General features: G+C 43.9%; 23 protein-coding genes. 5 read left to right on the top strand and 18 right to left on the bottom strand.

Features of this window, described 5'->3' with window-relative positions:
* Positions 1-9: 9 nt before the first annotated feature.
* Complete coding sequence (locus ACMXYP_RS13045; RefSeq protein WP_415882073.1) at positions 10-717, bottom strand: ZrgA family zinc uptake protein; 708 nt, start codon at positions 715-717, stop codon at positions 10-12.
* 89 nt (positions 718-806) lie between these two features.
* Positions 807-2,225, bottom strand: a complete 1,419-nt coding sequence (locus tag ACMXYP_RS13050) for a PLP-dependent aminotransferase family protein (protein WP_415882074.1) — start codon at positions 2,223-2,225, stop codon at positions 807-809.
* A 109-nt stretch (positions 2,226-2,334) separates the two neighbouring features.
* Here ACMXYP_RS13050 and ccoG point away from each other — a divergent pair, with 109 nt between their 5' ends.
* Entirely contained in the window at positions 2,335-3,741 is a 1,407-nt protein-coding gene (gene ccoG, locus ACMXYP_RS13055) for a cytochrome c oxidase accessory protein CcoG (protein ID WP_415882075.1), read from the top strand.
* A gap of 157 nt (positions 3,742-3,898) precedes the next feature.
* Here ccoG and ACMXYP_RS13060 read toward each other — a convergent pair whose 3' ends face one another.
* The gene (locus ACMXYP_RS13060) at positions 3,899-4,135 is read right to left on the bottom strand and encodes a GIY-YIG nuclease family protein (RefSeq protein ID WP_415882076.1); all 237 of its coding nucleotides are present in this window, start codon (positions 4,133-4,135) and stop codon (positions 3,899-3,901) included.
* Positions 4,136-4,658: 523 nt separating this feature from the next.
* On the opposite strand from ACMXYP_RS13060, the gene ACMXYP_RS13065 reads away from it, so the two are divergent.
* The gene (locus tag ACMXYP_RS13065) at positions 4,659-5,996 is read left to right on the top strand and encodes a prolyl hydroxylase family protein (protein WP_415882077.1); all 1,338 of its coding nucleotides are present in this window, start codon (positions 4,659-4,661) and stop codon (positions 5,994-5,996) included.
* A gap of 76 nt (positions 5,997-6,072) precedes the next feature.
* On the opposite strand, the gene ACMXYP_RS13070 is transcribed toward ACMXYP_RS13065, so the two are convergent.
* The 15 genes from ACMXYP_RS13070 to cysD form a co-directional block, all read right to left on the bottom strand.
* Positions 6,073-7,620, bottom strand: coding sequence for a hypothetical protein (locus ACMXYP_RS13070; RefSeq protein ID WP_415882078.1), 1,548 nt, complete (start codon positions 7,618-7,620; stop codon positions 6,073-6,075).
* 369 nt (positions 7,621-7,989) lie between these two features.
* Positions 7,990-8,625: an endonuclease III gene (nth, locus tag ACMXYP_RS13075; protein ID WP_415882079.1), complete on the bottom strand. Its 636-nt coding sequence runs from the start codon at positions 8,623-8,625 to the stop codon at positions 7,990-7,992.
* 21 nt (positions 8,626-8,646) lie between these two features.
* Positions 8,647-9,615 carry a GGDEF domain-containing protein gene (locus ACMXYP_RS13080; RefSeq protein WP_415882080.1) on the bottom strand — a complete coding sequence of 323 codons (969 nt, stop codon included), beginning with the start codon at positions 9,613-9,615 and terminating at the stop codon, positions 8,647-8,649.
* Complete coding sequence (locus tag ACMXYP_RS13085; RefSeq protein WP_415882081.1) at positions 9,612-10,592, bottom strand: response regulator; 981 nt, start codon at positions 10,590-10,592, stop codon at positions 9,612-9,614. The genes ACMXYP_RS13080 and ACMXYP_RS13085 overlap by 4 nt, the downstream gene beginning before the upstream one ends.
* A 118-nt stretch (positions 10,593-10,710) precedes the next feature.
* Complete coding sequence (locus ACMXYP_RS13090; protein WP_415882082.1) at positions 10,711-11,274, bottom strand: hypothetical protein; 564 nt, start codon at positions 11,272-11,274, stop codon at positions 10,711-10,713.
* Positions 11,275-11,289: 15 nt separating this feature from the next.
* A complete protein-coding gene (locus ACMXYP_RS13095; protein ID WP_415882083.1) occupies positions 11,290-12,420 on the bottom strand; it encodes a M48 family metallopeptidase in 1,131 nt (376 codons plus the stop codon).
* Between the two features lies 1 nt (position 12,421).
* The gene (locus tag ACMXYP_RS13100; protein WP_415882084.1) at positions 12,422-13,186 is read right to left on the bottom strand and encodes a hypothetical protein; all 765 of its coding nucleotides are present in this window, start codon (positions 13,184-13,186) and stop codon (positions 12,422-12,424) included.
* 76 nt (positions 13,187-13,262) lie between these two features.
* A complete protein-coding gene (locus ACMXYP_RS13105; RefSeq protein WP_415882085.1) occupies positions 13,263-13,964 on the bottom strand; it encodes an electron transport complex subunit E in 702 nt (233 codons plus the stop codon).
* The gene (gene rsxG / locus ACMXYP_RS13110) at positions 13,964-14,617 is read right to left on the bottom strand and encodes an electron transport complex subunit RsxG (RefSeq protein ID WP_415882086.1); all 654 of its coding nucleotides are present in this window, start codon (positions 14,615-14,617) and stop codon (positions 13,964-13,966) included. Before rsxG ends, ACMXYP_RS13105 begins: the two co-directional genes overlap by 1 nt.
* Positions 14,617-15,678, bottom strand: a complete 1,062-nt coding sequence (gene rsxD / locus ACMXYP_RS13115) for an electron transport complex subunit RsxD (protein ID WP_415882087.1) — start codon at positions 15,676-15,678, stop codon at positions 14,617-14,619. Before rsxD ends, rsxG begins: the two co-directional genes overlap by 1 nt.
* A 14-nt stretch (positions 15,679-15,692) precedes the next feature.
* On the bottom strand, positions 15,693-18,866 hold the full coding sequence (gene rsxC / locus ACMXYP_RS13120; protein WP_415882088.1) for an electron transport complex subunit RsxC: 3,174 nt from the start codon (positions 18,864-18,866) through the stop codon (positions 15,693-15,695).
* Entirely contained in the window at positions 18,863-19,459 is a 597-nt protein-coding gene (rsxB, locus tag ACMXYP_RS13125) for an electron transport complex subunit RsxB (protein WP_415882089.1), read from the bottom strand. The genes rsxC and rsxB overlap by 4 nt, the downstream gene beginning before the upstream one ends.
* Before the next feature lie 9 nt (positions 19,460-19,468).
* A complete protein-coding gene (gene rsxA, locus ACMXYP_RS13130; protein WP_415882090.1) occupies positions 19,469-20,050 on the bottom strand; it encodes an electron transport complex subunit RsxA in 582 nt (193 codons plus the stop codon).
* A gap of 153 nt (positions 20,051-20,203) precedes the next feature.
* A complete protein-coding gene (gene cysN / locus ACMXYP_RS13135) occupies positions 20,204-21,874 on the bottom strand; it encodes a sulfate adenylyltransferase subunit CysN (RefSeq protein WP_415882091.1) in 1,671 nt (556 codons plus the stop codon).
* A 123-nt stretch (positions 21,875-21,997) separates the two neighbouring features.
* The gene (gene cysD / locus ACMXYP_RS13140) at positions 21,998-22,915 is read right to left on the bottom strand and encodes a sulfate adenylyltransferase subunit CysD (RefSeq protein WP_415882092.1); all 918 of its coding nucleotides are present in this window, start codon (positions 22,913-22,915) and stop codon (positions 21,998-22,000) included.
* A 315-nt stretch (positions 22,916-23,230) separates the two neighbouring features.
* Between cysD and ACMXYP_RS13145 the strand changes: the two genes are divergently transcribed.
* The 3 genes from ACMXYP_RS13145 to ACMXYP_RS13155 are packed head-to-tail and all read left to right on the top strand — an operon-like array spanning position 23,231 to position 26,185.
* Positions 23,231-24,016, top strand: coding sequence for a sulfite exporter TauE/SafE family protein (locus ACMXYP_RS13145; RefSeq protein WP_415882093.1), 786 nt, complete (start codon positions 23,231-23,233; stop codon positions 24,014-24,016).
* A 53-nt stretch (positions 24,017-24,069) separates the two neighbouring features.
* Complete coding sequence (locus tag ACMXYP_RS13150; protein WP_415882094.1) at positions 24,070-25,728, top strand: nitrite/sulfite reductase; 1,659 nt, start codon at positions 24,070-24,072, stop codon at positions 25,726-25,728.
* On the top strand, positions 25,712-26,185 hold the full coding sequence (locus tag ACMXYP_RS13155; RefSeq protein ID WP_415882095.1) for a DUF934 domain-containing protein: 474 nt from the start codon (positions 25,712-25,714) through the stop codon (positions 26,183-26,185). The genes ACMXYP_RS13150 and ACMXYP_RS13155 overlap by 17 nt, the downstream gene beginning before the upstream one ends.
* The last annotated feature ends 24 nt before the right edge of the window (positions 26,186-26,209 follow it).

The following is a 26,209-nucleotide window of genomic DNA, read 5'->3' on the forward strand; positions in this document are numbered from 1 at the left end:
ATTCCTTGATTAAAGCTCTAAGACCCTCTGCTTAGGCGTGAGTTCCACAGAGCGGATATCGGCACCATTTAGCACGTTTACTTTCACAGTTTCCATGTGAGGGAAATGGCTAAAGAAATCTAATGTTACTGCATTTATTTTTGCAGGGTTAACACACTGGAAGTGATAATGCGCTGTAATGTTGCGATGCGTTTCTTCACCGTGATCATGATGCTTTTCATGGTCATGATGATCTGCGTGATCGTGGTGCTTATCGTGGCCATGATGGTCTTCATGTTTATGATCGTGGTGATCAGAATGGTCATGGTGATCATCATGCTTGTGATGGTCATCTTTATAACCGTGGTGCTTATCATGATGAACTGCATGGTCATGATGTGCGTGCTCATCTTCCTCTTCACCGATCGTTACTTTAGCGTCATCAACAATACATAGCGCATCGTCTGGAAATTTAACGCGAGCATAAGCATCTTTTAGCTGCTTAGTGGCACTCTTAATTTTTTGTTTGTCTTCAGCACTTACCGCTTCGTGCTCAAAACCGGCAATGTTCATTAGAGGGGAACGTAGTTCCATCTCCGCAACGTTACCTTCAATAACAAAATTTAGCTCGGCAATTCCATGAACATGAGCTTCATGTTGATGGCTTTCAGCCATAACAGAACTTGCTAACACGGCTGTAGATACCGCCGCTAAACGAAAAGCTTTATTTAAAATCATCTCTAAACCATCGACACAGTTAAAATTGTTATAACATAACAATATACTATAGTTACTCCGCTCAAATCCATGACCGTTTACTCGGTATTCTAATTCGTTTGAGTCTCTTTAATTAAGCAAGCTAAACGAATCAAAGCACCACGACGAGCCTCATTCCAAGCATGAGCAAAACTTAAACGTAAACAATTACGATACTGGTTTTGCGCTGTAAACAAATTACCTGGGGTGATTAATATGCCTTCACTTCGGGCTTTCAAATACACCGAAGTCAGATCGTAGCTGTCTTCTAATTCTACCCATAAGGTCAAACCACCTTGCGGCTGGCTCACTCTAATCACACCTAATTCGCCCCACTCCTGAGAGAGTAACTGAATAAGCTGATCTCTCTGCTGCTGCAAAAGCATCTTTTGCTTTTTCAGATGTTTCTCATAAGCACCCTCTTTGAGGAAATCGACCAAACCTTGTTGAGTAAATTTATTTAGGGCGAGAAGGTTCACCATTTTAAGGCGCATCAACTGCTTCTGTTCAGCTGCAATAATCCAACCCAAACGAAGCTCTCTTGAAACGGACTTAGAGTAAGAACCACATAGAATCACACGGTTTTCACGGTCCATACTTTTTAATGGTGGGACGCGCTGACCAAAGGCTAAGTCGCCGTAAATATCATCCTCAACCACAACAAAATCGTGTTTACTCGCCAAAGATAAAAGATGCTCACGCGCAGAGACCGACATCAAAGCGCCACTCGGCGTCGCAAATGACGGCGTCACTATGCAGGCTTTAATCTCCCACTCTTCTAACGCCTGTTCCAACGCCTCTGTCGACATGCCAGTATGGGAAGAGACGGGGATTTCCAGCACTTTTAACCCCATGCTTTCGATAAGTTGTAACACGCCATAAAAGCCTGGTGATTCAACCGCAACAATGTCTCCAGATTCACAGCTTAATTGCAAAGCCAACGAAAGCGCATGCTGACAGCCAGCGGTAATAGTGACGTCTGCGGCACTAAAATGACAACCAGTCCGACGATATCGTTCCGAGAGATGCTCTCTCAACTCCAATAAGCCAGATGGTTCATCATAATATTGATGGTCATTACATTTCTGTCGGCGTAACGCTCTGCCAATACTGCGATTCAGCTCAGTAATACCCACCGGCATATCCATATAGCCTTGCTCTTGGGGAAAGATATCGAAAGCCGCATTACGCTCCATAATGTCGCGAATAAGATCACTCATATCGACAAGCTGAGGCGCTACGGAGAGTTCAGGACGAGAGGGTGTAGGATGGGCTTTAGGCAAACTGCAGACATAAAACCCTGATTTAAAACGAGACTCGATCAAACCCGCCGCTTCCAAGCGCTGGTAAGCATGAATCACCGTTGCTTTAGACAAGCCTTGTTGTTCACACTGAACGCGAATCGAAGGTAGTTTACTCCCCGCGGGCAGATCGCCACTTTTTATCGAATCGGCTAATGCCTGCTCTAAATTTTGGTACAGAAAATCCATAATCCCTCCACAATCTGTACCTATTATAATTATTTTTTTTAAACCTGCCCCTATAATTTGCATTCCTGTACAGTTGTTCACAATCACCGATGAGCAAAGTGAGCACAACATGCAACAACAAGGTAACAGTGAGATTCCTATCACTATGATTCAGGAAGCTCCCCCTCTTCCCGGCAACGGAAAATTTCATGTTCGTCTAGTCGAAGGCTTCTATCAAAACCTTAGGCGTTTCACCAGTTGGCCAATGCTGGCACTCTTCTTTGGCCTTGTATGGGTTCGTATCAATGGTGATCCACTAGTTTTATTTGACTTTGAAAGCCACCGTATTTTCCTTTTTGGTGCAGAATTTTCTTGGTATGACCTACCGGTATTAGCGGGGTTATTGATTGCGGGGGCCAGCCTGTTGTTTTTTATGGCCGTCGGCTGGGGGCGTATTTGGTGTGGTTTTGCCTGCCCTCAATCAATCTGGACTTGGATCTTTATCCGCATTGAAGATTGGACCGAAGGGCGCGCCGCACTACGATCAAAATCTGAAGAAAAATCCCTAACCGGTATTCGACTGGTTCGACGCGTTCTGAAACATGCTCTTTGGCTTCTCGTTTCAGTCGCTACAGCGATTACGTTTAGCGGTTATTTCGTCCCTATCGAGCAGCTTCTGCAATCGATCTTCAGCTTGGAAGCTTCGCTCTTTGTATTTACGTGGATTATCTCCATGGCACTGCTCACTTACTTCAATGCAGGCCTTGTCCGCGAAAAAGTCTGTTTGCATATGTGTCCCTACTCCCGTTTCCAAGGGGTAATGTTTGACGAGGATACACGTACCGTAGCTTACAACCCACTTCGTGGAGAACCTCGCACACACCTACGTGGCAAAGAAGAAAACCCTGGTGACTGTATCGATTGCAACATTTGCGTGCAGGTTTGCCCTACAGGCATAGATATTCGTGATGGTCTCCAAGCTGCATGTATCGATTGCGGTGCCTGTATTGATGCCTGTGATAACGTCATGACTAAGTTAGGCCGCCCAACTGGACTCATTGAGTTTTATTCTGAAAAACAGCTACAAGCTATTGAGACAAATACGCCGAAAGAAGCGCCACCAAAACAACCAATCCTGCGCCCAAGATTGATTGCTTATATGACCATTCTGATTATTACCGTATGGGGGGTTGTTTACGGTATGCATAACCGCACAGAGTTGTTAATTGAAGTAGCGAGAGAACGTGGTCAGCTTTACCAAGTTGTAGGTAATGAAGTCTGCAATAGTTACCAAATAGAGTTGGAATCCTTCTTACCTGATTTGAAACAGCTCTCTGTTAGCGTTCAAGGTGTGGATAGCGATCAGCAGTTCAAACTTAAAGGTCCTGCAAAAATCGAGTTAAACAAACAAAATGCGATCAATATTTATCAAGTCTGCGCAGTACCAAGCAACTTAGATAAACGTACGCAGATCCAGTTTAATTTCAGAAACGAGACCTTCTACACCTATAAAGCAAGTACGTTCCTTACTCCCTAATATAGGAAAACCTCTTCGATCATAATCAGGTGAATTTTAGGGTGCCTACCAACCCTACCCCACAGCGGTTGGCAGGATCTACAGTTCGAGAGGGCCTGATTATGATTTTCCCCAATTGCCGGTAATCACTGCCGGCAATTTTTTTATTTTGTTCAAACTACCCTTCAGCTAAACGTTCTTTTTTCTGACGTGACAGACGTTTGATTTCGTACTCGCGCTTAGATGCACTGGAACGATCAATATGTTCCTCTTGCCAATAAAGTGATACTGGCCTGCGTACCCTTGTGTATTTAGCCCCGCCCACCAGCTCGCCATTATGCTGGCGAATGCGACGTTCAAGATCTGTCGTGATACCTGTGTATAGGGTTTCATCCGCACACCTCAAAATATACACATACCAATTGCTCTCTTTATCCTTCAAAAACTCTCTCTCACTCTAAACACAGAACCTAAGCATTACATTTTCCCCATGAGATTCTTAAAACCAGACAAGCATTCAAACACAAGACGGCTATAGAAAGCCCCAATGTAAGTACCTACATACGCTATAGATCCAATAATACCTAAGCTTTATTTTCCCTTTCTACATAAATTAAAACAATGATTACACACAATAAAAATCTACGTAAAAACTATGTGGACAGAATCTGGTAGCTCTTTTTGCTGAAGAATCAAGTGGAAATTAACCAATTGAAAAATAAGCATTTTAAATAGTGAATAATTTTACAACAACTAACGCAAACTCCGCGCCTATGGTACTTACAGCCAGCTACCCAAAACTTATTAAGAAAGTTATCCACAGATTTTATGTATAACTAAATATGACCGCCATCGGTTTATTCTCATCCCTAAAAATACTTCTACGAATAACTGCTAGTCTAAAAATAACTGGATCATTTGTTTATAAAGGCATAGCGATGAAACAAACAACCTTAAGCGCTGACTGGCAAAGCTGGGTCGAGGAAAATAGAGCTCGTAACTGTGACCTTGATGAGATGGTTGAGATTCTCAAACAAAATGGATTTAGTAGTGAAACTGCTATGAGTGCCGTTTATAAGCAACAAGACAAGGCTAATTCATCACCATACATTCCAACCTCACAAACAGAATTCAATCAAGATGCCGAAGTTTACTCTATCGAAAATTTCTTAGACCCAAACGAATGTATGAAACTGATTGAGCTAATTCGCGATTATCAGAGGCCATCCACCACCACAAATGATCAAGGTAAATTTAAAGATTACAGAACAAGCCAAACCTGTGATCTGAGCTTAATAGACTCTCCATTTGTCAAAGAGATCGATCGCAGAATTTGCAAGATGTTGGGTATTTCAGACAGTTACTCTGAAGGCATACAAGGTCAGTGGTACAACATTGGTGAAGAATTTAAAGAGCACACCGATTACTTTGAACCAAACAGTAAAGAATATAGTGAATATGCATCTGAACAGGGCCAAAGAACTTGGACTTTCATGATCTACTTAAACACCACTCAGAGCGGTGGAGAAACCCATTTTCCTAAACTAAATAGATCTTTCTCACCAAAACAAGGTAAAGCAGTAATCTGGAATAACCTCAATCCTGATGGTTCTCCTAACTCTTTCACTTTGCATCACGGCATGCCTGTTAAAGAAGGCTATAAAGCGATCATCACAAAATGGTTTCGGATCAAAGGTGAAGGCGATAGCTGCAATAGGGAACAGAATGAAAATATCCGTTGCCATACACAAACCGGATTTTTGAAAAGCACGATCCCTTCTGCTCTATTCCATCAAATCCTTATGTTTCATGCGAATAATAAAGAACAGCTTAAAGCAGAATCTGTGCCCGGCTTTATACATAGTGAAACAGGCCAAGCCAGCGCTGTATTAGAGCTTCCTGAGGAATTACGAAAACAGATTCACTCCGACTTACAACCCATTGCTGAGTCTTGGAGCGGAAGCCTGCTGATTCCCAGTTATGTATATGGCATTCGGGAGTATTATCGAGGAGCAATATTAGAACCTCACAGAGATAGGTTACAAACCCATGAGGTCAGCTTAATTTTAAATATCCATCAAAAAGTAGATAGTGACTGGCCATTAGTTATTGAGGACCATCATTACCGCCAACATCATATCTATCTCAAGCCAGGACAAATGATCCTATATGAAGGCTGTCGCTTATTACATGGCAGACCTAGACCATTCGAAGGTGATTTTTTTGCAAATATCTTTGTACACTATTCACTTAACGCAGAGAAAAGGCGCAAATAGAAAAGGCGCCTAAGCGCCTTTTCTCCTTTTAAAAACTAATTCCTAAGAATTAATTTTTATGAGCGGACCTCCTATTTTACTCACGCTCGACTGCAAATGTGGTGACATGCTCTGCATCAAATGATGTTATAGAGTTACCTTGTTTGTCGTAGAACTCCTTCGTAATCTCAGCACTACCGCCTATCCCTTGCGCATCAGAGCCGTAGAAAGAAGCATTAACTTCTCCCGAAATATCTCGAACAAAGTCTTGATTACCAAAACTCACATTAAGGTCATCAGCAGATATGCTAGTTGAAATAAGGTTGGTACCAATAATATCTCCGGAAGCGGTAAAGCCTAGCTCTCCAATAACAGCTCCACTTGGTCCAAATTGTAGATCTCCATCGACACCTCCATTAAAGGAGCCACTCCAAGTACTGGTAGAGAAATTGATATCTAAGCTAGCACTTGCACCAAATCCCGTGGCACCGGTGTAAGTCGCTGTCATATCTTCCCCTAAACCTCCAACAAAACCGTCTAGTTCTGCTTGTGTTGTGGCAATACCATAAACAAAGGTGCCTAAGGCTCCTGAGAAGGAATAGGTAGGATCTTTATTAGGATTCTGAGAAGCGATTTCTTCAAGCGTTCCGTCCCTCCAAGTCCCTTGAAGCATATAAATATCACTATTTTCCTCAGTAAAGATTCCGTACTGTGCAGGAACAGCTAATGTACTGAACTCACCATCATTGTCGATAGTGACTAACAAGGTGCCGTTCGAACCATCTGCTTCAGGTGGATCAATAAACTCCATGGAGGTTATAGATGCAGCACCTTCAGGATCCACTGTGAATGTTCTAATTGTATCTAATAATAATTGAGCCTCTTCAGTCTCTAACATCACAGTAAAGGTACCCACTCTTGGATCAGATACATCCGTAGCATTTTTTAAACGACCGCCACCTTGACCATTAGTACATCCAGACTCACTAGGCCTTACACAATCAATATTATCATCACCTAAATAGTGGCTGGAGTAGCCGCTAAGGGTTGGTACAGGTGTTGGTGTAGGTGTAGGTGTAGGTGTAGGTGTAGGTGTAGGTGTAGGTGTAGGTGTAGGTGTAGGTGTAGGCGTTGGCGTAGGTGTTGGCGTAGGTGTTGGCGTAGGTGTTGGCGTAGGCGTAGGCGTAGGCGTAGGCGTAGGCGTAGGCGTAGGCGTAGGCGTAGGCGTAGGCGTAGGCGTAGGCGTTGGCGTTGGCGTAGGCGTAGGCGTAGGCGTTGGCGTTGGCGTTGGCGTAGGCGTAGGCGTAGGCGTAGGCGTTGGCGTTGGCGTTGGCGTTGGCGTTGGTGTTGGCGTTGGCGTTGGTGTCGGCGGTTCCTCGTCACCAGGAGGCTCTTCATCCTGAGAGTTTAAACCATCATCAGGGAGCACATACTCATCTCCGGCACCACCTGCGAATGCTAGTGCCACTCCACCACCCGCAGGCCCTCCTGCAGCTGTTGCGAATGGTAAGGCCCAAGGGCCCCAATCTTCAACGGAATCTGGCTCATCAGGGTTATTATTCTTAGGAAAAGCTGCTGCTTGAGCCTGTCCTACTGCGAAAACACTACTAATAGCTGCTGCTATCAACTTTTTCTGAGACCACATAATGAGCCTCCATCTATACTATTTCTTCCAGTGCATTCTTTTAAACAACACCTTTTACTTTCCTTGGAAAGGAGAAAAAAGACCTTAAAATTAAGTCCTTGTTTTAAAAGGTGTTACTTAAAGACCTTGTTATATTTTTAATGAGCAAACAAAATTTTCATATTTGCTATTCAAACAGTATAGTCGTTGCAGCCCCCCCTAAAAGGAACAGCTGTACGATATTTAATCACAGAAACTAATTTTTACTGGAATCATTTTCATACACAAACAGAGCGGTGAAGCCCATCACTCTGTTGTTTAAGATAGAAAGCTTAGCTAAGAGAGCTACTCATATTGGCTGGGTGTAGAAGGGGATAAAAAGAAAAATCTTTAGAAGTCAGTCTTTTCTTTATACTCGCACAAATCTTCGATTAGACAAGAACCGCATTTAGGCTTTCGGGCAACACAAGTATAACGACCATGTAAAATGAGCCAATGATGCGCATCGATCAGAAACTCCTTTGGAACAAAACGCATAAGCTTCTGTTCAACTTCATTAACGTTTTTACCAGGTGCAATTTTAGTACGATTTGAAACGCGGAAAATATGGGTATCTACAGCCATCGCAGGCTGACCAAACGCGGTATTTAAAACTACATTTGCAGTTTTTCGCCCTACACCAGGCAGCGCTTCAAGATCAGCACGATTATCAGGCACTTCCGATCCATGTTTGTCGACCAGTGCTTTGCACGTCTTAATCACATTCTCAGCTTTAGTATTAAACAAACCGATGGTTTTAATATATTCCTTCAAACCATCTACACCAAGTGCGTAGATCGCCTCTGGAGTATTCGCAATAGGATAAAGTTTACGAGTCGCCTTGTTCACACCGACATCAGTAGCCTGAGCAGAAAGAATAACTGCAATCAGTAATTCGAACGGGGAGCTATACTCAAGTTCTGTCGTAGGGTGAGGGTTATCATCACGCCAACGCGTGAAGATTTCGTGTCTTTTTTGCTTATTCATGACTAGATATATAGAAGTGCTTTAGTTGTAATCGCCATAAAGGCTAACCCAATTACGACCACTCTGTTTAGATTTGTAAAGCGCTTGGTCAGCTTGTTCCAACCATTCTAAAGGCGTCTGTTGTTCATAAGTTAACTCCGACACACCCAAGCTAATAGTCACCTTTAATTCGTGCTCAGCATAAGGGACAACTAAGGCCTCAATACGTGAACGCAGCCGTTCAGCAAAGATCATCGCATTTTCGCCATTTGTACCCGTCAAAATTGCGCCAAATTCTTCACCACCGTAACGTCCAAGAAAATCGGTTTTACGCGCCTGTTCTTTTAGTGCTTGCGCCACTGCTCGAATGATTTCATCGCCAGCTTGGTGCCCGTATGTATCATTTACCCTTTTAAAATGATCAATATCAAACATCACTAAGCTACAGACTTCCTGACTACGATTGAAGCGCTCAAATTCTTGATTAAGGCATTCTTCCCAATAGCCTCGATTATTCAGACCCGTTAATCGATCTTCTCGACTTAACGCTTTTAACTGATCATTAGCCTGTTGTAATTCAATCTGGCCAGTTGCTGTATCCGTAACGTCGTAAATCAAGATCCCTACATGATCAACCTCTCCTGTAGGAGAAGTTAGCGGAATCAAGGTGACGTTTTGATACATGAATGGAGCACGGCCCGTAATCGGACGATTGCTCTTAAAATGAAAAAGGTAAGGTCGCTGTTCCCAAGATATATACGCAGGGTTTCTTAACAAAAAAACTGATTCCAATTTTTGCTTTAACCATCGACAAGGAAGCTCTGGAAATTTAGCAAAAATAGAATGCTCTGTTAGCTTCACAGCGGATATGCCGGAATGGTTTTCCATAAAGCCATTCCACAGTTTGATGAGACCAGCGCGATCTACAACAACCAAACCTACTTCAAGGTTTTGAATCAGCCCTAAAGTCCAATGCAGTTCATCGATCTCTTGGAAATTCTGACTATTCATTCAAAATAACTCGCAATCTTTTGTAATGCCGGTAAAGAATCTGGGGTAAATGCCAAAATAAGCTCACATTGAAAATCATATTCCGGCAGCTGGTAATCAATAGATATAGTCATTGTTTGATCTAAAGATCCCACTTGATCACAAACCCTATCACTATCGTGCAGTATACTTGGGGTCGCTCTACTAAAAGAGAGGTCCAACTGTTGTGCAAACCCAGATATAAAAGCACCGATCAACGCATTAGCTAGCGACATTAATAGATCAGATTCAGAATACTCTCCATTCTCTGTCATCCCCATCAATCTTGCTACACGCTCTAAATTTCCGGTTTGCATCAATAACAATGCTTCACCTGCTACATCCCCGCCAATAAAACCCTGACTAATTAGCTCATGCTGGTTATCTGAGGCCACCTTAAGCTGATTAGCCAGATCAGTCGCGTTAATCATTTTGACCACAGGAATAGGCAGATGGACAAATGTATTCAATAAAGTGCCTAACATACTTCCAGCTTGCCCCATGGCGACATTAGCAATCTCTTGGTAATAGTCAGGCAAAGCTAAAGGTGTGTCGATCTGCTCTTCGACAATGACAGGATGTTCCAGTTCGCTCAACAAGCCAAACCGCTGTAGAACGTCGGAAATTACTTCTGGGGATGTGGGCTTTTTGATAAAAGCCAATGCACCTAGCTCTTCGACCCTTGATTGCGCCTCGGGCTGAATATCACCCGACACAACAATCACCATTGTGGGTAAGTCATCTTGCCGTATCCGTTCCAATGCCTGATAGCCATCCATAATCGGCATAGTCAGATCAAGGAAGAGAATGTCGCCTTTACCTGCTCTAATCGCTTCAAGCCCTTCTAGGCCATGCTCAGCGAACGTAACTTCAACATTCCAGCTACGCAGGGCTGACGCCATTTGTTTACGTGCTAGACGGGAATCATCACAAATAACTACAGGAACAGGCTGGCTCACGATCCTTCCTAAAGAATAATAACTAAGGAAAACAGTAAGCTAACAGCCTAATGTATGCCTTAGCAGAAGGCAATTCTGCTAAGGCAATAGAAAGGAAATAAACCAGATTTAAGCTTGTTTATTTTTGACTTAGGATCTGGAAAGAGTTTGCCATCGATTCAAATTCAGGGAGTTCTTTCTCAAAGAAATACAGCGCTGGCGATTCATAACTTAAAATGTAAAGACTTTTTGTCGTAATGCTGCCGTAGACCAAAACCTTAAAAACTAGGCCGTTGGGATTCGTAGCATTTAATGTCAATTTAAACCCATCATTTCCATTGATATCCATAGGAACTAATTGGTTTTTCTCAACCGTTAAACCAGATTGTTGTGCTTTGAGGTTTTCTACGAAATGATCCGCCACCTCATTCACTAGAGCATCAGACTTTAATTTCACATCGATAAATTCAAAAGGCTTGTCTAAAGAGCTTTCACGAAAGTTTACCCATTGAAGTGCAGGCCCCTCTTTTGTTAATACAATAGTATTCTCTTTGGAATCATTGTATTCAACCCACCCTCCTGGGATAGTTACCTCAAAATCCTTACCTTTATTTTGTACAGTTGACTGCGTCTCTGGCAAGCGCGTAAAGACTTGGCACCCCGCTAATACAAACATCAAACTAAGGATGACTAACTTCTTCATAATACGATTCCTTTCTTACTGCATTTTCTTTAAATAATATTCTGCAAAGGCTGTATCAGCCGTAGCAGATGCAAATTTTAAATACTGTTCTAAATGATTTTTGGCTAATTCATTTTGTTTACGTTTAATAAAATGAAAACCTAGCTCTTTATGTGCCTCAGCAAACTGCGGTTTCTTTTCGACTTCAGCCATCAATAGCTTTTCCGCCTTATCAGAACTTTCATCATCTGCCTTCTTTAGTAACGCCAGGGCCTTCAAATAGTTCAAGCGATCCTCATAGATTTTTCTTGAACTTTCATCGTCCAAAGTAGCTAAAACAGCATTGACTCGACCCGCTGCTAACTTTTCCTTTAAAACTGGCTCTCGGATTCCACCAACAACTGACTGATAGCGTTCAAAGCCAATCTCACCTTTGGCTTGATCAGTTAAATCGGCGTTTAATGTTTTAAAGTTACCAATACGCTCTTGCAGCTTAGGGTGACTTGCAAAAAAGTAAGGTTCATCAATATCGTTAGCTTTGACTTCACGAGCTAGAATTTCAAAAGCTCTGGTTGCTTCAGATGTTGCATAGCCTGCCTTTCTCAAACGTTCAAAACCCAAAGTATCAGCTTCCGTTTCATGCTCTTGTGAATAACCACTCATAGAGTTCATCGCAACCAGCTGACCAGCAAGCGGGATACCAATCATAGAAACAGCAACCGCCCACCCCTGACTATTCTGGTTATAAATCCTCTGCTTAGCACTGTGCTTTTGCAAAAAATGAATGCCTTCATGGGCTAGAACAGAAGCAATTTGAGCTTCATTTTCCAATGAAGCCAGCATACCCAAATTGATATAGATACTGCCATTAGGCAAAGCGAAGGCATTTAAAACTGCTGCACGATGTAAACCGACTTTAATGTGCCCTTTAAATTCTGGGTAAAGACGATCCATGATTTCCTGCAAATAAACTTTTATTTTTGGAAGATCTGGAATTTGTCGCCCTTTCTGCATTGCCGTATCAAACTTGTCAGCCTGAAACCAAAGGCGATTTTCACCTTTGGTTTTGGCCTCAATTTCATCATCCGCCTCAAAGGACTTGATGTTAGTCGCCTTGCACCCCACCATTAGGAATACAAAACAACATAACAACACATGACGCCACATATTACTTTTCCGCTAACTGCACTACGGTTTTACCGACCGACTCCGCAGGTAGGGTTTCTAAAGCCTTAGTCACTGCTTGAGATACTTGCTCTTCTTCCAAGAAACCGACTTCTTGGGAGAATACAAAGTTATTCCACACCACATTGCCGGTCTCTGTTTCAACAATACCGACTGTCAGGTACGAAAATCCCATCGGGATACCAACACCAAATAGGGCTGCTGCAATCATAGCAGCCTTCCGACCACCGGTACTGATATAGTCCTGACCAGATACAAACACAGCGTAATCAACTTTGTATTTATTCTTTAAGAACGCAAGCCCCGGTCCTAATGTCGTTTTTGTTTTGAGCTCATCATGCTTCCAAGCAGGAAAACGACTTCGAATGATTTCTGAATCAACAACGGGATAATAAAGTTGAGTATATTGCTCTAACAGGTTTTCCTCTTCATCTGTTAAAGCAGGCTTATCAATCATATGAAAGCGATCAAATGCTCCAAACTCTTTGTTAACCGCTGCATTGACTAACCTTGTTCCTGTTTCAGTCCATTCTGGAACTTCTTCCGAGTCACTAACTCCTAGTTCGAATATCTGAACATCGGCAGAGGTAACCAATAGTTGGTGGGTATTTTTTGATTGTAAGGAACTTTCTAGTTGCTCGTGCTGACCTTTATGAACAGATGTAACACAGCCAGAAAGCGTGAGAACACAAAGAAAAACTGTAAGGAGTTGCAGTAAGCTAAACTGCTTGGAATTACGGTATGCCATTAGCCCCATCCATGAAACGTTTAAGTGAATGGGGCCATAATACAGATTGTTAGTTAAGGCTCAATAGGATTTTTGCCTAACCTGTAATCCGCACACGCTCAGGCTTAGCGCCTTCATCTGGCGTTTGTTGAGCTAAACGCTCTTTAGCACGAGCATCAATAATGTTTTTAAGCGCTATTAATAAACCCATGCCAACAAAGGCACCAGGTGGTAAAACCGCAAACAGGAAACCGGTATAGTCATCAACAACAGTAATTTTCCAATCAGCTGCCATTGGACCAAATAGCAGATGCATATCGCTAAATAGCGTACCTAAACCTAGTAATTCCCGCATCGCACCTAAGATCACCAATACCACGGTAAAGCCAAGTCCCATCATTAAACCATCTAACAAAGACTCTTTAACAGGGTTCTTACATGCAAAAGCATCAGCACGCCCCATGATGGCACAGTTCGTTACAATCAAAGGAATAAAGATACCTAAGATTAGGTATAACTCGTAAGTGAATGCCTTCATTAACAACTCAATTGCCGTAACAAATGAGGCAATGATCATTACAAAGATCGGTAGACGAACAGAATCGGGTACAAACTTGCGGAACGCAGAAACCGTGAGGTTAGAACCTAGCAATACCAGAATACTAGCAATACCCAAACCGATAGCATTTACCACAGTACCCGTTACTGCTAGTAACGGACATAGCCCAAGTAATTGAACTAACGCAGGGTTATTGTCCCACAAGCCGTCCATAGAGATTTTCTTATAATCAGCAGCCATTAGTTGGATACCTCCTGATTGTTATCTTGCTGTTCAGGCTTAACTTCTAGCAAAGCAATACGGTTATCTTCGAAATAGTCTAGTGCTCTACCTACCCCGTTTACGATTGCACGCGGCGTAATTGTGGCGCCGGTAAATTGATCAAACTGACCACCATCTTTTTTGACCGCCCACACACCATTATTTTCTGTTGTTTTAGCACGTCCGTTGAAACTGTAGATCCAATCAGATTTTTTGGTTTCAACTTTATCACCTAAGCCTGGCGTTTCTTTATGAACTAAAACACGTACGCCAGCAACAGTACCATCAGCATTAATACCAACAATAAAACTAATATTGCCACTGTAACCATCTGGCGCAACAACCGGCAGGATCACTGCTTTCACTAAGCCTTCTTTACGCGCTCTATAAGCTGTTACCGGCGCTTTATGACCTAACTCAGCTACCTGAAGTTCAAACGTATCCTGCAGCAACTGATTATCGATCGTGTCGCGAGGAACAATCTCATATAGAGCTTTTGCTTTAAATTCACGTTCGTTTTTAGCAATTGCGTCTTGAGTAGAGACTTGAGTAATTGCTATTACCGCAGCACAGACAACAGCAAATAAACTGATCGCAACCGTACTCGATTTAATCGCACTGAAAAGCTGCATTATGAGCCCCCCTTCATGCCGCGCTTAGCTTTAGCGTGTCCATAAGTTCGAGGCTGGGTGTACTGATCAATAAACGGTGCTGATAAGTTCATTAACAATACGGCAAATGCAATTGCATCAGGGTAGCCACCCCATCCGCGAATAACATAAACCAAGACACCAATACCGATACCAAAATAGATTTTGCCACGATTACTGGTTGCAGAAGTTACTGGATCCGTTGCGATAAAGAATGCACCCAGCATGGTTGCACCTGTCGTTAAATGGAAAAACGGGTCAGCAAATGAATATGGATCGATGATATAAAACAACGTCGAGATGACCGCCAGTGAACCCAACACAGCTGCGGGCGTATGGATGGTAAACACTTTACGATAGATCAAGAAGATACCGCCCATCAAATAAGCAGCACTCACCGCAAGCCACGCACCGATGCCGTCAGACAAAACAGGGACTGAACGCCATACTTCCTCAGTCGTGAGTCCACCTCTATGGCGCATAGCGTCTAACGGAGTTGCACCAGTGTATGTATCGATTAAAGTTGGATCTACCGAACCAAAAATAACACTAAGTGTTTGACCAAAACCAAGTACATTCCAGCTTCCTTCTGGGCCATTAAGTACAAAAGGCTCTGTCCAACTTGTCATCTGCACGGGGAACGAAACCAGCAGCAACGCATAAGCAACCATTGCTGGGTTGAAAGGATTCTGCCCCAGACCACCATACAAGTGCTTAGCAATCACAATAGCGACGAATACACCGACCATTGTCACCCACCAAGGTGCAAATGGAGGTAAGGCTAGACCTAACAACAAAGCAGTAACGATTGCACTGTAGTCTTTTAGGTAAAAACCTAATGGGCGCTTCCGCAGTTTAACAATGGCCGCTTCAAAACCTACTGCAAGCAAGCAGGCCCAAATAACATTGATTAAGGTACCCCAACCAAAAAAGAACGTCATCGCAGCCAAACCCGGTAAGGTTGCGAGTATCAATAAACGCATTACATCAGCCGTACTGCTGGCCTTATGTAAATGGGGGGAGCTAGTGCGTATTAACGCCATCTGCTAACAAATCCTTAATCGCTAAAACGACTTAACGTCTGGTTTAATTTCTCTGCTTCTTGTTGAGCGGCTACTAACTGCTCTTCCATAGTAGGCAGATCATCAACATTATCTTCTCGAGCTTTAGTTAACGCTCTTTCCGCTTTGGTAACGGCCGCGCGAGCCATCGCAGCATCAATCTTTAACTGTTTAAGATCGATGCCTTCATTAGCAGCTTTTTCAATCAACTGAATTTCATAAGCATCAAAGGCTTCTTTTGCTTCATCGTGCAACTTAGTTAATCGCTGCACTTCTGCTTCTAACTCAGTTTTATTTGAGTCTTCAGCATCATCTAAAGCATTCTGCGCCTTCTTCAGCTTGGTACGCATAATCGAAACATTCTGCTTCAAAGCTTTAGGGTCAACGGGCTCTGGTTTTGCAGGCTTTTCTAACTGCCCACCCGCTTGCAGGTATTCCTGCTGAAGCTCTTCATGCTTACCACGAAGTTTTTCCACACCCGCTTGCATCTTCTCAGCGGCCGGACTTCCTGATTCAATCGCTTTATCTAATGCAGCTTGAGCTTTATCCACCTTGGCCTGCATTGCATCCATATCAGCTTTAAGCTCATCGAAATTAACTGCTGGAGCGATAGGAGCAACTGCTGAAGCCTGAACCGCTTGATCATATTCAGCTTTAGCTTCTTCGAATTTACCCTGAAGCTTCTCGACACCGGCTTTCATTTTTTCAGCCGCTGGACTGCCAGATTCAATCGCTTTATCTAAGGCGACTTGAGCTTTCTCAACTTTGGCCTTGATAGCCTCCATATCTTCTTTAAGCTCATCTAAGTTGACTGCTGGGGCTACGGGCGCAGAAGTTGGCGCTTGAGCCGCCTTATCATATTCAGTCTTAGCTTCTTCGTATTTACCTTGAAGCTTCTCTACACCTGCTTTCATTTTTTCTACAGCAGGGCTATCTGAAGCAATAGCCGCATCTAGGGCTTTTTGCGCTTTATCCACCTTCGCCTGCATTGCATCCATATCAGCCTTAAGCTCATCTAGATTAGCTACTGGAGCAAAAGGTGCAGATGCTGGCGCTTGAGCGGCTTTATCATATTCCGCTTTAGCTTCTTCAAACTTACCTTGAAGCTTTTCTACACCCGCTTTCATTTTTTCTACAGCAGGGCTGCCTGAAGCAATAGCTGCATCCAAGGCTTTTTGCGCTTTCTCTACTTTGCCCTGCGCTGCATCCATCGTCTCTTTTAGCTCAGCTAAATTAACCGCTGGCTGTGTCGGCACTGGGGCACCGCCAGATTCAGCTTGATCATACGCAGTTTGAGCCGCTTCAGTTTTAGCTTGTTGCTCAGCAACCTTGGCTTTAAGCGCTTCGAGATCACCTTCACCAGACTCTTCAGCTTTGGCTAGCGCTTTTTCAGCTTGCTTCAACTTGGTTCGAGCAACGGCCGCATTAGTTTTAAGCTGTTTAACATCCACAGCTGGTGCTGGGGCACTCGCTGGATTTTGCGCCTGATCGTAAGCCTCTTGTGCGGCCTTAGCTTTCGCTTCAAGCTCAGTGACGGTTTGACGTAACTGCTCAATACCGTCTAACCCTTTAGACTCAGCATTTTCTAAAGCTTTCTGAGCTTTCTTCAGTTTGGTACGCGAAACGGCAGCAGCTGTTTTCAGCGCTTTAATATCAGGCTCACCCGATGGTTTAGCGGCTTCAGCTGTTTTACCTGACGCTAGTTTGTCTTTCTTAACTGCTTGCGCCTTCGCTGCTTCTTCTGCACGTTGCTTACGACGCAGTTCTTTCTCTACTTTCTCTTGCTCCAAACGCGCTTGGCGAGCTTCAAAGCGCTGACGAGCATGATCTGCTTTACGTTGTTCCGCTTCTTCGGCACGGATCTCAGACTTAGCAAAACGGTAGTACTGCACCAAAGGAATATTACTTGGGCAAACATAAGAGCAAGCACCACACTCGATACAATCAAACAAGTTGTGATGCTTAGCTTTTTCAAACTCTTTACCTTTTGCAAACCAATGCAATTGCTGTGGTAGGAGCTCAGCAGGACACACCTGCTCGCACATACCACAACGGATACAAGGGTTCGCAGCAGGTGCCGGAGGCATCTCATCGTAAGTTGCTGCAATAACACAGTTAGTGGTTTTGATCATCGGGATAGATTGACTATCCACGGTATAGCCCATCATTGGACCGCCAATAACTAAACGATAAAGCTCAGACTGACGAATCTCAGCAGCTTCTAGCAACGTCTCTAGTGGAGTACCTATCAACGCGCGCATATTATGCGGATGACCTAAGGCATCACCCGTAACTGTTACAACGCGGGAAATCAGAGGTACGCCGTTATATACAGCATCATAGATAGCAGAAGCGGTACCGATGTTTTGACATACGATACCGACATCGGCAGGGATCTTTCCGCTTGGTACTTCGACACCTGTTAGTAGTTTTATCAACTGTTTCTCACCGCCCGATGGATAGACGGTTGGAACAACTACAATATCAATATCTTGATTTGATTCCGCTACAGCAAGTTCGAGTGCACGGATAGCCTGAGGCTTATTGTCCTCAGTACCAATCATAATGTGATGCGGCTTTAACAGGTGCGCGATAACCTCAATACCTTTGACGATGTCTTCTGCGCGTTCACGCATCAACATATCGTCAGCAGTAATATAAGGCTCACACTCCATCGCATTGATGATCAGCGTATTAACAATGTGATCATCACCCAGATGCAGTTTTACATCGGTTGGGAAGCCCGCGCCACCCATACCACTGATACCGTGGTAGCGGATAAAATCGATCAACTCTTGTTTATTGATCGACGTATAGTCTTCTAGGCCTTTATGGTCGCACCACTCATCTAAACCGTCGGTTTTAATCACCACACAAGGAGCTGACATACCGGACATGTGAGGTACAGGGCGAGATTCGATCGCCTCTACTACCCCTGAACTCGGCGCATGAACACTAACACTAATGCGACCTGCTGCCTCAGCAATAACCTGACCTTTCAGTACTCGGTCACCCACAGAGACTACTAGCTCTGAAGGTGCACCAATATGCTGTGACAAAGGAACCACTAGCTGTTCAGGAATTGGCGCTATCTGAATCTGACCGCCTGTGGACTGATGCTTATTTTCTGGTGGGTGTACACCACCGTGGAAAGAATGCTTAGTACTCACGCTGCACCTCCCTCCACGACTTCGCCACGTTGATCCGTTGCAATAAGTTGAACACCCGGCTTAGGCATATCCCACTTCCACGTTTGTAGCGTGGTTTCAACTGGTAACATATCAATACAATCTACTGGGCAAGGCTCTACACAAAGGTCACATCCGGTACATTCAGATGTGATCACCGTGTGCATCTGCTTAGCTGCACCTAAAATGGCATCAACTGGGCACGCCTGAATACATTTAGTACAACCGATGCATTCATCTTCGCGGATATAAGCTACCGCCTTTACTGGTTCTTCTTCTGCGCCACCTTCAAGTGGAATCGCTTCCACATCCAGAAGGTCGGCTAAAGTTTCGACTGTACTTTGGCCACCAGGAGGGCATTTATTGATTGCATCACCTTCTGCAATCGCCTCAGCATATGGGCGGCAGCCTGGGTAACCACACTGACCACATTGGGTCTGTGGCAAAATACTATCGATTTGATCAACTAATGGATTACCTTCAACTTTGAAGCGTACTGAGGCAAAGCCCAATAGCAAACCAAAAGCTAAAGCTAAGCCCAAGAGAGCTAATACGGCGATGATTATGATATCCACGGTCGGCTCCTAAATTTGTACCAGACCGGTGAAGCCCATAAATGCCAAGGACATTAAGCCAGCAGTCACCATACCGATCGCTGCCCCTTGAAATGGCATAGGGACATCTGCAACCGCAATTCGCTCACGCATCGCTGAGAAAAGAATCAAAGCAAGAGAGAAGCCGATTGCAGCACCAAAACCGTAAACAATTGAATCAATAAAGCCATTAAGCTTTTTGATATTAAGTAACGCAACCCCGAGTACTGCACAGTTAGTGGTAATCAGCGGTAAGAAAATACCTAACACTTTGTACAATAATGGGCTGGTTTTACGAACAACCATCTCAGTGAACTGCACAACAACCGCTATCACTAAGATAAATGTAATCGTTTGCAGATACTCTAATGCAAGAGGCTGCAGGAGATACGTGTACGCAAGATAACTGCATACGGACGACAGAGTCAGTACAAACGTGGTCGCCAAGGACATACCCATCGCGGTTTCCAGCTTATTGGAAACCCCCATAAATGGACACAATCCAAGGAATTGAACCAGTACAAAGTTGTTTACCAGCACAGTGCTGATAACAATCAGAAGATATTCTGTCATAAGATCCGTATAGCTATCGAAACCTACCCCTAAAAGAAAATAAGCAAAGTCTAATATTACTATCTCTTATAAGGTTTCGGTATAGCGATATTCTGATTTAAAACAATAAACCGGGAGATCAAGCTCCCGGTTTTTCCATTCAAGAATGGTCTGCTATTTCAATAGTTCTAGTGCGCTTGCTAGTTTCTCAACGTCAGTAGACCCCTGAAGTTGATCAACGTTCAATGCAACTGCACCTTCTACTGCATCGTCAGTTTCAAGCAAAGAAATCAGACCCGCTTGGTTTAGAACAGTAGACGCATTTTGAGCACCGCCCTGAAGCTGCTCAGCGTTAAGCGCTACAACTGCACGACCTTGCTCAAACAATACTGATTCTAGGCTAAACAAAAGTGTTTGACGCTGTTCTGCGTTGCCACCAGCGATAGTCGCTGTCGCAGCCTGCTGACCGAAACGAATTGTACGGTCAGATGCTGTAACTGCAGAAGCGTTAACTAGCTTCGATTCAAGGTCAGTCTGCTCATCACCACCCTCGATGATCATACCCGCTGCAACAGTCGCATTAGTTAGACGATCAACAATGATGAAAGAACCTGTGCCGTGGTGAGCACGGTAGTCATCAGCAACAACTGGGCGCTCTAGCGTAATCTCGCAACGTGCGATTTCGTTTAGCTCCAGAGAATCAGCAGCAGTTTGCTCTAGCGTGTTAACGTCTACACGGTGACGAACGTTACTGATACCACCAGCTATACGCGTAGTATTCAGTTTAACTTCGTACTGACGACCTTTCTGTAAAGGCTCCTCAGACATCCATACGACCATGGAGTCAAAACGGTTTGTTGTTTCTGGAACTTCGTTGCTGTGAACAAGAATATCGCCACGAGAGATATCAATCTCATCTTCCAAAGTTAGCGTTACTGCCATTGGCGGGAATGCTTCTTTAATTTCACCTTCGTAAGTAACAATCGACTTAACCTTGCTGGACTTACCAGAAGGAAGCACGGTTACTTCGTCGCCCGGGCGAACGATACCAGATGTCAACGTACCGCAGTAGCCACGGAAGTCCAGGTTAGGACGGTTTACGTACTGAACTGGGAAACGTAAGCTATCGAAGTTCTGGTCGTTAGCCAGCTCAACTGTTTCCAATGTTTCCATCAATGGCTCGCCTTTAAACCAGCTCATTGGTTCAGAAGGTGTAACAACGTTATCGCCCTTCAATGCAGAGATCGGTACAAACTGAATATCAGGTAGATCTAGCTGCTTAGAGAACTCAAGGTAATCTGCTTTGATCTCTTCAAAACGCTCTTCGCTGAAATCAACTAGGTCCATTTTGTTGATAGCAACAATCGTGTGCTTGATACCTAGTAGAGAAACAATAAAGCTGTGACGTTTAGTCTGAACCTGTACACCGTGACGCGCATCGATAAGGATGATCGCTAGATCACAGGTAGATGCACCTGTCGCCATGTTACGTGTGTACTGTTCATGGCCCGGAGTATCCGCAATGATGAACTTACGCTTAGATGTAGAGAAGTAACGGTAAGCAACGTCGATAGTGATACCTTGCTCACGCTCTGCAGCAAGACCATCAACTAGAAGCGCAAGGTCAAGTTCTTCACCAGCATTACCCACACGCTCGTTATCCTTCTGGATAGCAGCAAGTTGATCTTCATAAATCATTTTAGAGTCATGTAGTAGACGGCCAATCAATGTAGATTTACCGTCATCCACGCTACCACAAGTCAAAAAGCGTAATAGCTCTTTGTTTTCATGCTGGTGCAGATACGCTTGGATATCAGATTCAATCAGTTCGCTTTGGTGACTCATTTTCTTCCCCTTAGGAAAGCGGCAAGCGGTTCATTAAGATAGCTTGTCGCTGAATATTCTTTTCAATATGGATGTAAGGTGTGGCCTATAAACTCATACCGCCACGTATTTCTATGTAGAGCCCTAGAAATAACCTTCCATCTTTTTCTTCTCCATCGAACCAGAACTATCGTGGTCGATCGCACGCCCCTGACGTTCAGAAGTCGTTGTTAGCAACATCTCCTGAATAATATCCGGCAAAGTTGCCGCGTCAGATTCCACTGCACCCGTTAGCGGGTAGCAACCAAGAGTACGGAAACGCACGTTCTTCATTTCAGGCACTTCACCTTCTTTAAGAGGCAAGCGCTCGTCATCAACCATGATCAACATGCCATCACGTTCAACAACTGGACGTTTCGCAGCGTAATATAAAGGTACGATAGAGATGTTTTCTAGATAGATGTACTGCCAGATATCTAGCTCAGTCCAGTTAGACAGAGGGAATACACGGATACTCTCACCTTTATCTACGCGTGTATTGAACACGTTCCATAGCTCTGGACGCTGACTTTTAGGGTCCCAACGGTGGTTTTCATCACGGAAAGAGAAAACACGCTCTTTAGCACGGGATTTTTCCTCATCACGACGAGCACCGCCAAATGCAGCATCAAACTGATACTTATCTAGTGCCTGTTTCAAACCCTGAGTTTTCATGATATCGGTATGTTTAGATGAACCATGAGTAAACGGACCCACGCCCATATCAACACCTTCTTGGTTGATGTGAACTAGAAGCTCCATACCTGCTTCTTTCGCCATTTTGTCACGGAATTCGATCATCTCTTTGAACTTCCATGTAGTATCAACATGCATCAAAGGGAAAGGAGGCTTACCAGGCGCAAACGCTTTACGTGCAAGATGAAGCATTACCGCGGAATCTTTACCAACGGAGTAAAGCATTACTGGATTGTCGAATTCAGCAGCCACTTCACGAATAATATGGATACTTTCAGCTTCTAGCTGCTTAAGGTGCGTTAAACGATGTTCAGGCAAAGCACTCATTAAAAATACTCTCTCTCTATAAACGTTACGGACTTAGACCCTACAATCGCACCAAGAAAAACTTAATAGTGGTCGATTTAATAAGCCTACCTATCCTATAATGCGGCGCATTATCGCAGCCCTCTCAATAAAACGCAAAAGAATATATAATTACTTTTTTATAGCGTTTAGCTATATGCAATAGCCTATCTATTACTTTTCAATTTGTTACCTTTCGTTATCACCAAAAGAAATAACAAGATTCCCAATTATTATTTTGAGTTATAACAAACCTCCTTTATTATGCCGCCAGTTTATTCTTGGACAGGTCTATCTATGGAACTTGCGTACAGTTTTGCAGGATTAGTTGTTGGCTTTATTGTTGGCCTCACCGGTATAGGTGGTGGAGCCTTAATGACGCCTATCCTGATTGTTGTATTCGGAATTCCACCAGTTACAGCTGTAAGCACCGATTTACTATATGCAGCCGTTACAAAATTCGGCGGTACTTTCTCTTATGCAAGAAAGAAACTGATCGAGTGGAAAGTAGTTCTTCTTTTATTGCTAGGCAGCATTCCTGGAAGTTTGTTAACCCTGAACTACCTAAAAGGCCTAGATGGACTAGAACAGATCGAACACATAATGAACATGACCCTAGGTGTGTCATTAGTGTTAACATCCATCGCCGTTTTCTTGCGTAATAAAATTCGCAATCAAGCGATGAAATGGCAGCACACATCAGCCGCAAGCCATGCAAAAAAATGGCGCCCCGCTATTACAGTGTTGATGGGTATTCTACTGGGAGGTCTGGTAACATTGTCGTCGGTTGGCGCTGGGGCCTTAGGTACAGCTATTTTAATCTTGTTATATCCACGTATGAGTATGCCAACCATCGTGGGTTCCGACCTAGTTCATGCCGTTGTGCTTACATCAGTTGCAGGTGCAGGTCATTATGGAATGGGCAATGTTGATCTTAGCCTTCTTCTATACCTACTAATCGGCTCTTTGCCGGGTGTATTTGTGGGAAGCCATCTGGGCACACGATTATCACCAAAAATTATGCAGCCTATTATGGGCTCAATATTATTAGCCATCGGTCTGCGCTTCGTAATCGCAGGTTAAAACCCTAAAAGTGAGGTGTTGCACCCGATTAAGGGTCCAACAAGGGAAAAGTTATGTATCAGTATAACTCTGTCGACCAGAAGCTGGTTGACGAACGTGTTGAGCAATTTAGAGATCAGACTCGCCGCTTCCTAGCAGGCGAACTGCCAGAAGATGACTTTCTAGCACTACGTCTGATGAACGGTTTGTATGTACAACGTCACGCGCCAATGCTGCGTGTAGCGGGCCCATACAATATGTATAACTCAACTCAATTCCGTAAACTGGCTCATATCGCACGTACTTATGACAAGGGCTATGCGCACTTTACTACGCGTACTAACCTGCAGTTTAACTGGCCGAAACTAGAAGAAGTACCTGACATTCTTGCTGAGCTTGCTGAAGTTCAGATGCACTCGATTCAAACGTCTGGTAACTGTATCCGTAATACAACGACGGATCAGTTCGCAGGTGTAATCCCAAATGAGATTGAAGATTCTCGTCCGTACTGTGAAATCATTCGTCAGTGGTCATCACTTCACCCTGAATTTGCGTATCTACCTCGTAAGTTCAAGATTGCGATCTCTTCTTGCGCAAACGACCGTGCAGCGACACAAGTACATGACATCGGCCTTCACATCGTTAAAAACGATGCTGGCGAAGTTGGTTTTGAAGTGCTTGTAGGTGGCGGCCTTGGTCGTACCCCTATGATCGCTAAGCAGATCAATCCATTCCTAGCTAAGGAAGATCTACTTTCTTACCTAGAAGCTATCATCCGTGTTTACAACATGAATGGTCGCCGCGATAACAAATACAAAGCGCGTATCAAAATTTTGGTACAAGCTGTAGGTATCGATAAGTTCCGCGAGCAAGTTGAGGAAGAGTGGGCGCATATTCGCGATACTGATCTTAAACTACCAATGGAAGAGATCGAGCGCGTTAAAGCATTCTTTAAACCATTTGATTACGATGCATCAGCTGCTGCAGATACTTCACTTGAAGCTAAACTGGCAGAGAATGAAGATTTCAACACTTGGTATGAGCGTAACACTGTAGAGCATAAAGTAGATGGTTACCGCATAGCTTATGTATCTCTAAAGCCATACCTCAAACCAGCCGGCGATATCACTGCGGATCAACTAGACCTAGTTGCTGATCTTGCTGACAAATACAGCTTCGGCGAAATTCGTGCTACTCACAACCAAAACTTGGTTTTGGCTGACGTTAAGAAAGCAGACCTATACGCAGTATGGGAAGTGCTTGCAAATGCAGATCTAGCACGTCCAAACATCGGTACACTCACAGACATGACTGTTTGCCCTGGTGGTGACTTCTGTGCGCTAGCTAATGCGCGTACTCTGGGTGTAGCAGATCAGATCAATAAGAAATTTGAAGACATGGACTTTGTTCATGACCTTGGCGATCTAAAACTGAACATGTCAGGCTGCATGAACGCTTGTTCTCACCACCACGTTGGCCACATTGGTATTCTGGGTGTAGATAAGAAAGGTGAAGAGTGGTACCAAATCACCCTAGGTGGAGATGATGGTTCTGATGCAGCACTAGGTAAGGTTATTGGCCGTGCTGTCGCTTCTGAAGAAGTCGCTAACACCCTAGAAAAAGTGCTTGAAGTATACGTTCAGCAGCGCTTTGAGAACGAACGTTTCATTGATACATTCCGTCGTATCGGTATTGCACCATTTAAGGAGTACGTATATGCCCCTGCTAATTAATCGTGAAGTTGTCGCAGACAACTGGACTCTGATCAACGAAGAATCACTTGATCAAACGGGTGACATCATCGTACCGCTAGCGCTTTACTTGGAAAACCAAGAAGCACTTACTAGCCGTGAAGGCCAAGTAGCTGTAAAAGTGAATGGTGATGACGATATCGACTTCCTAGTCGAGAACTTAGACAAGTTCCCACTAGTAGCGATCGATTTCCCTGCTTTCCGTGACGGCCGTGGATTTAGTATTGCGCGCCTTCTTGTTCGCGCAGAGTACAAAGGAGAAATCCGTGCAACAGGTGATATTGGTCAAGACCGTTTCGCTTACTTAGAGCGTTGTGGCTTTACAGCAATCGAAATCGCAGATGACGTATTTAAGCCAGAAATGCTTAAGTCATTCGATGAGATGAGCAACTATTATCAAAGCGCTGCTGATAAGGTACGCGCAGTTTATCACCAGTAATTAATAGTGACGGTGAGGTCCTAT

Origin of the sequence: Neptuniibacter sp. QD34_54, assembly GCF_047778055.1 — a bacterium.
Classification (GTDB): domain Bacteria; phylum Pseudomonadota; class Gammaproteobacteria; order Pseudomonadales; family Balneatricaceae; genus Neptuniibacter.

Excerpts from the sequence above, each read along its gene's own strand:
- ACMXYP_RS13070 (WP_415882078.1), bottom strand. The coding sequence starts at position 7,620 with ATGTGGTCTCAGAAAAAGTTGATAGCAGCAGCTATTAGTAGTGTTTTC.
- rsxD (WP_415882087.1), bottom strand. The coding sequence starts at position 15,678 with ATGGCGTTAATACGCACTAGCTCCCCCCATTTACATAAGGCCAGCAGT.
- ACMXYP_RS13045 (WP_415882073.1), bottom strand. The coding sequence starts at position 717 with ATGATTTTAAATAAAGCTTTTCGTTTAGCGGCGGTATCTACAGCCGTG.
- nth (WP_415882079.1), bottom strand. The coding sequence starts at position 8,625 with ATGAATAAGCAAAAAAGACACGAAATCTTCACGCGTTGGCGTGATGAT.
- ACMXYP_RS13155 (WP_415882095.1), top strand. The coding sequence starts at position 25,712 with ATGCCCCTGCTAATTAATCGTGAAGTTGTCGCAGACAACTGGACTCTG.
- cysD (WP_415882092.1), bottom strand. The coding sequence starts at position 22,915 with ATGAGTGCTTTGCCTGAACATCGTTTAACGCACCTTAAGCAGCTAGAA.
- ACMXYP_RS13095 (WP_415882083.1), bottom strand. The coding sequence starts at position 12,420 with ATGTGGCGTCATGTGTTGTTATGTTGTTTTGTATTCCTAATGGTGGGG.
- cysN (WP_415882091.1), bottom strand. The coding sequence starts at position 21,874 with ATGAGTCACCAAAGCGAACTGATTGAATCTGATATCCAAGCGTATCTG.
- ACMXYP_RS13105 (WP_415882085.1), bottom strand. The coding sequence starts at position 13,964 with ATGGCTGCTGATTATAAGAAAATCTCTATGGACGGCTTGTGGGACAAT.
- ACMXYP_RS13150 (WP_415882094.1), top strand. The coding sequence starts at position 24,070 with ATGTATCAGTATAACTCTGTCGACCAGAAGCTGGTTGACGAACGTGTT.
- ccoG (WP_415882075.1), top strand. The coding sequence starts at position 2,335 with ATGCAACAACAAGGTAACAGTGAGATTCCTATCACTATGATTCAGGAA.
- rsxG (WP_415882086.1), bottom strand. The coding sequence starts at position 14,617 with ATGCAGCTTTTCAGTGCGATTAAATCGAGTACGGTTGCGATCAGTTTA.
- ACMXYP_RS13090 (WP_415882082.1), bottom strand. The coding sequence starts at position 11,274 with ATGAAGAAGTTAGTCATCCTTAGTTTGATGTTTGTATTAGCGGGGTGC.
- ACMXYP_RS13080 (WP_415882080.1), bottom strand. The coding sequence starts at position 9,615 with ATGAATAGTCAGAATTTCCAAGAGATCGATGAACTGCATTGGACTTTA.
- ACMXYP_RS13100 (WP_415882084.1), bottom strand. The coding sequence starts at position 13,186 with ATGGCATACCGTAATTCCAAGCAGTTTAGCTTACTGCAACTCCTTACA.
- ACMXYP_RS13050 (WP_415882074.1), bottom strand. The coding sequence starts at position 2,225 with ATGGATTTTCTGTACCAAAATTTAGAGCAGGCATTAGCCGATTCGATA.
- ACMXYP_RS13145 (WP_415882093.1), top strand. The coding sequence starts at position 23,231 with ATGGAACTTGCGTACAGTTTTGCAGGATTAGTTGTTGGCTTTATTGTT.
- ACMXYP_RS13065 (WP_415882077.1), top strand. The coding sequence starts at position 4,659 with ATGAAACAAACAACCTTAAGCGCTGACTGGCAAAGCTGGGTCGAGGAA.
- rsxA (WP_415882090.1), bottom strand. The coding sequence starts at position 20,050 with ATGACAGAATATCTTCTGATTGTTATCAGCACTGTGCTGGTAAACAAC.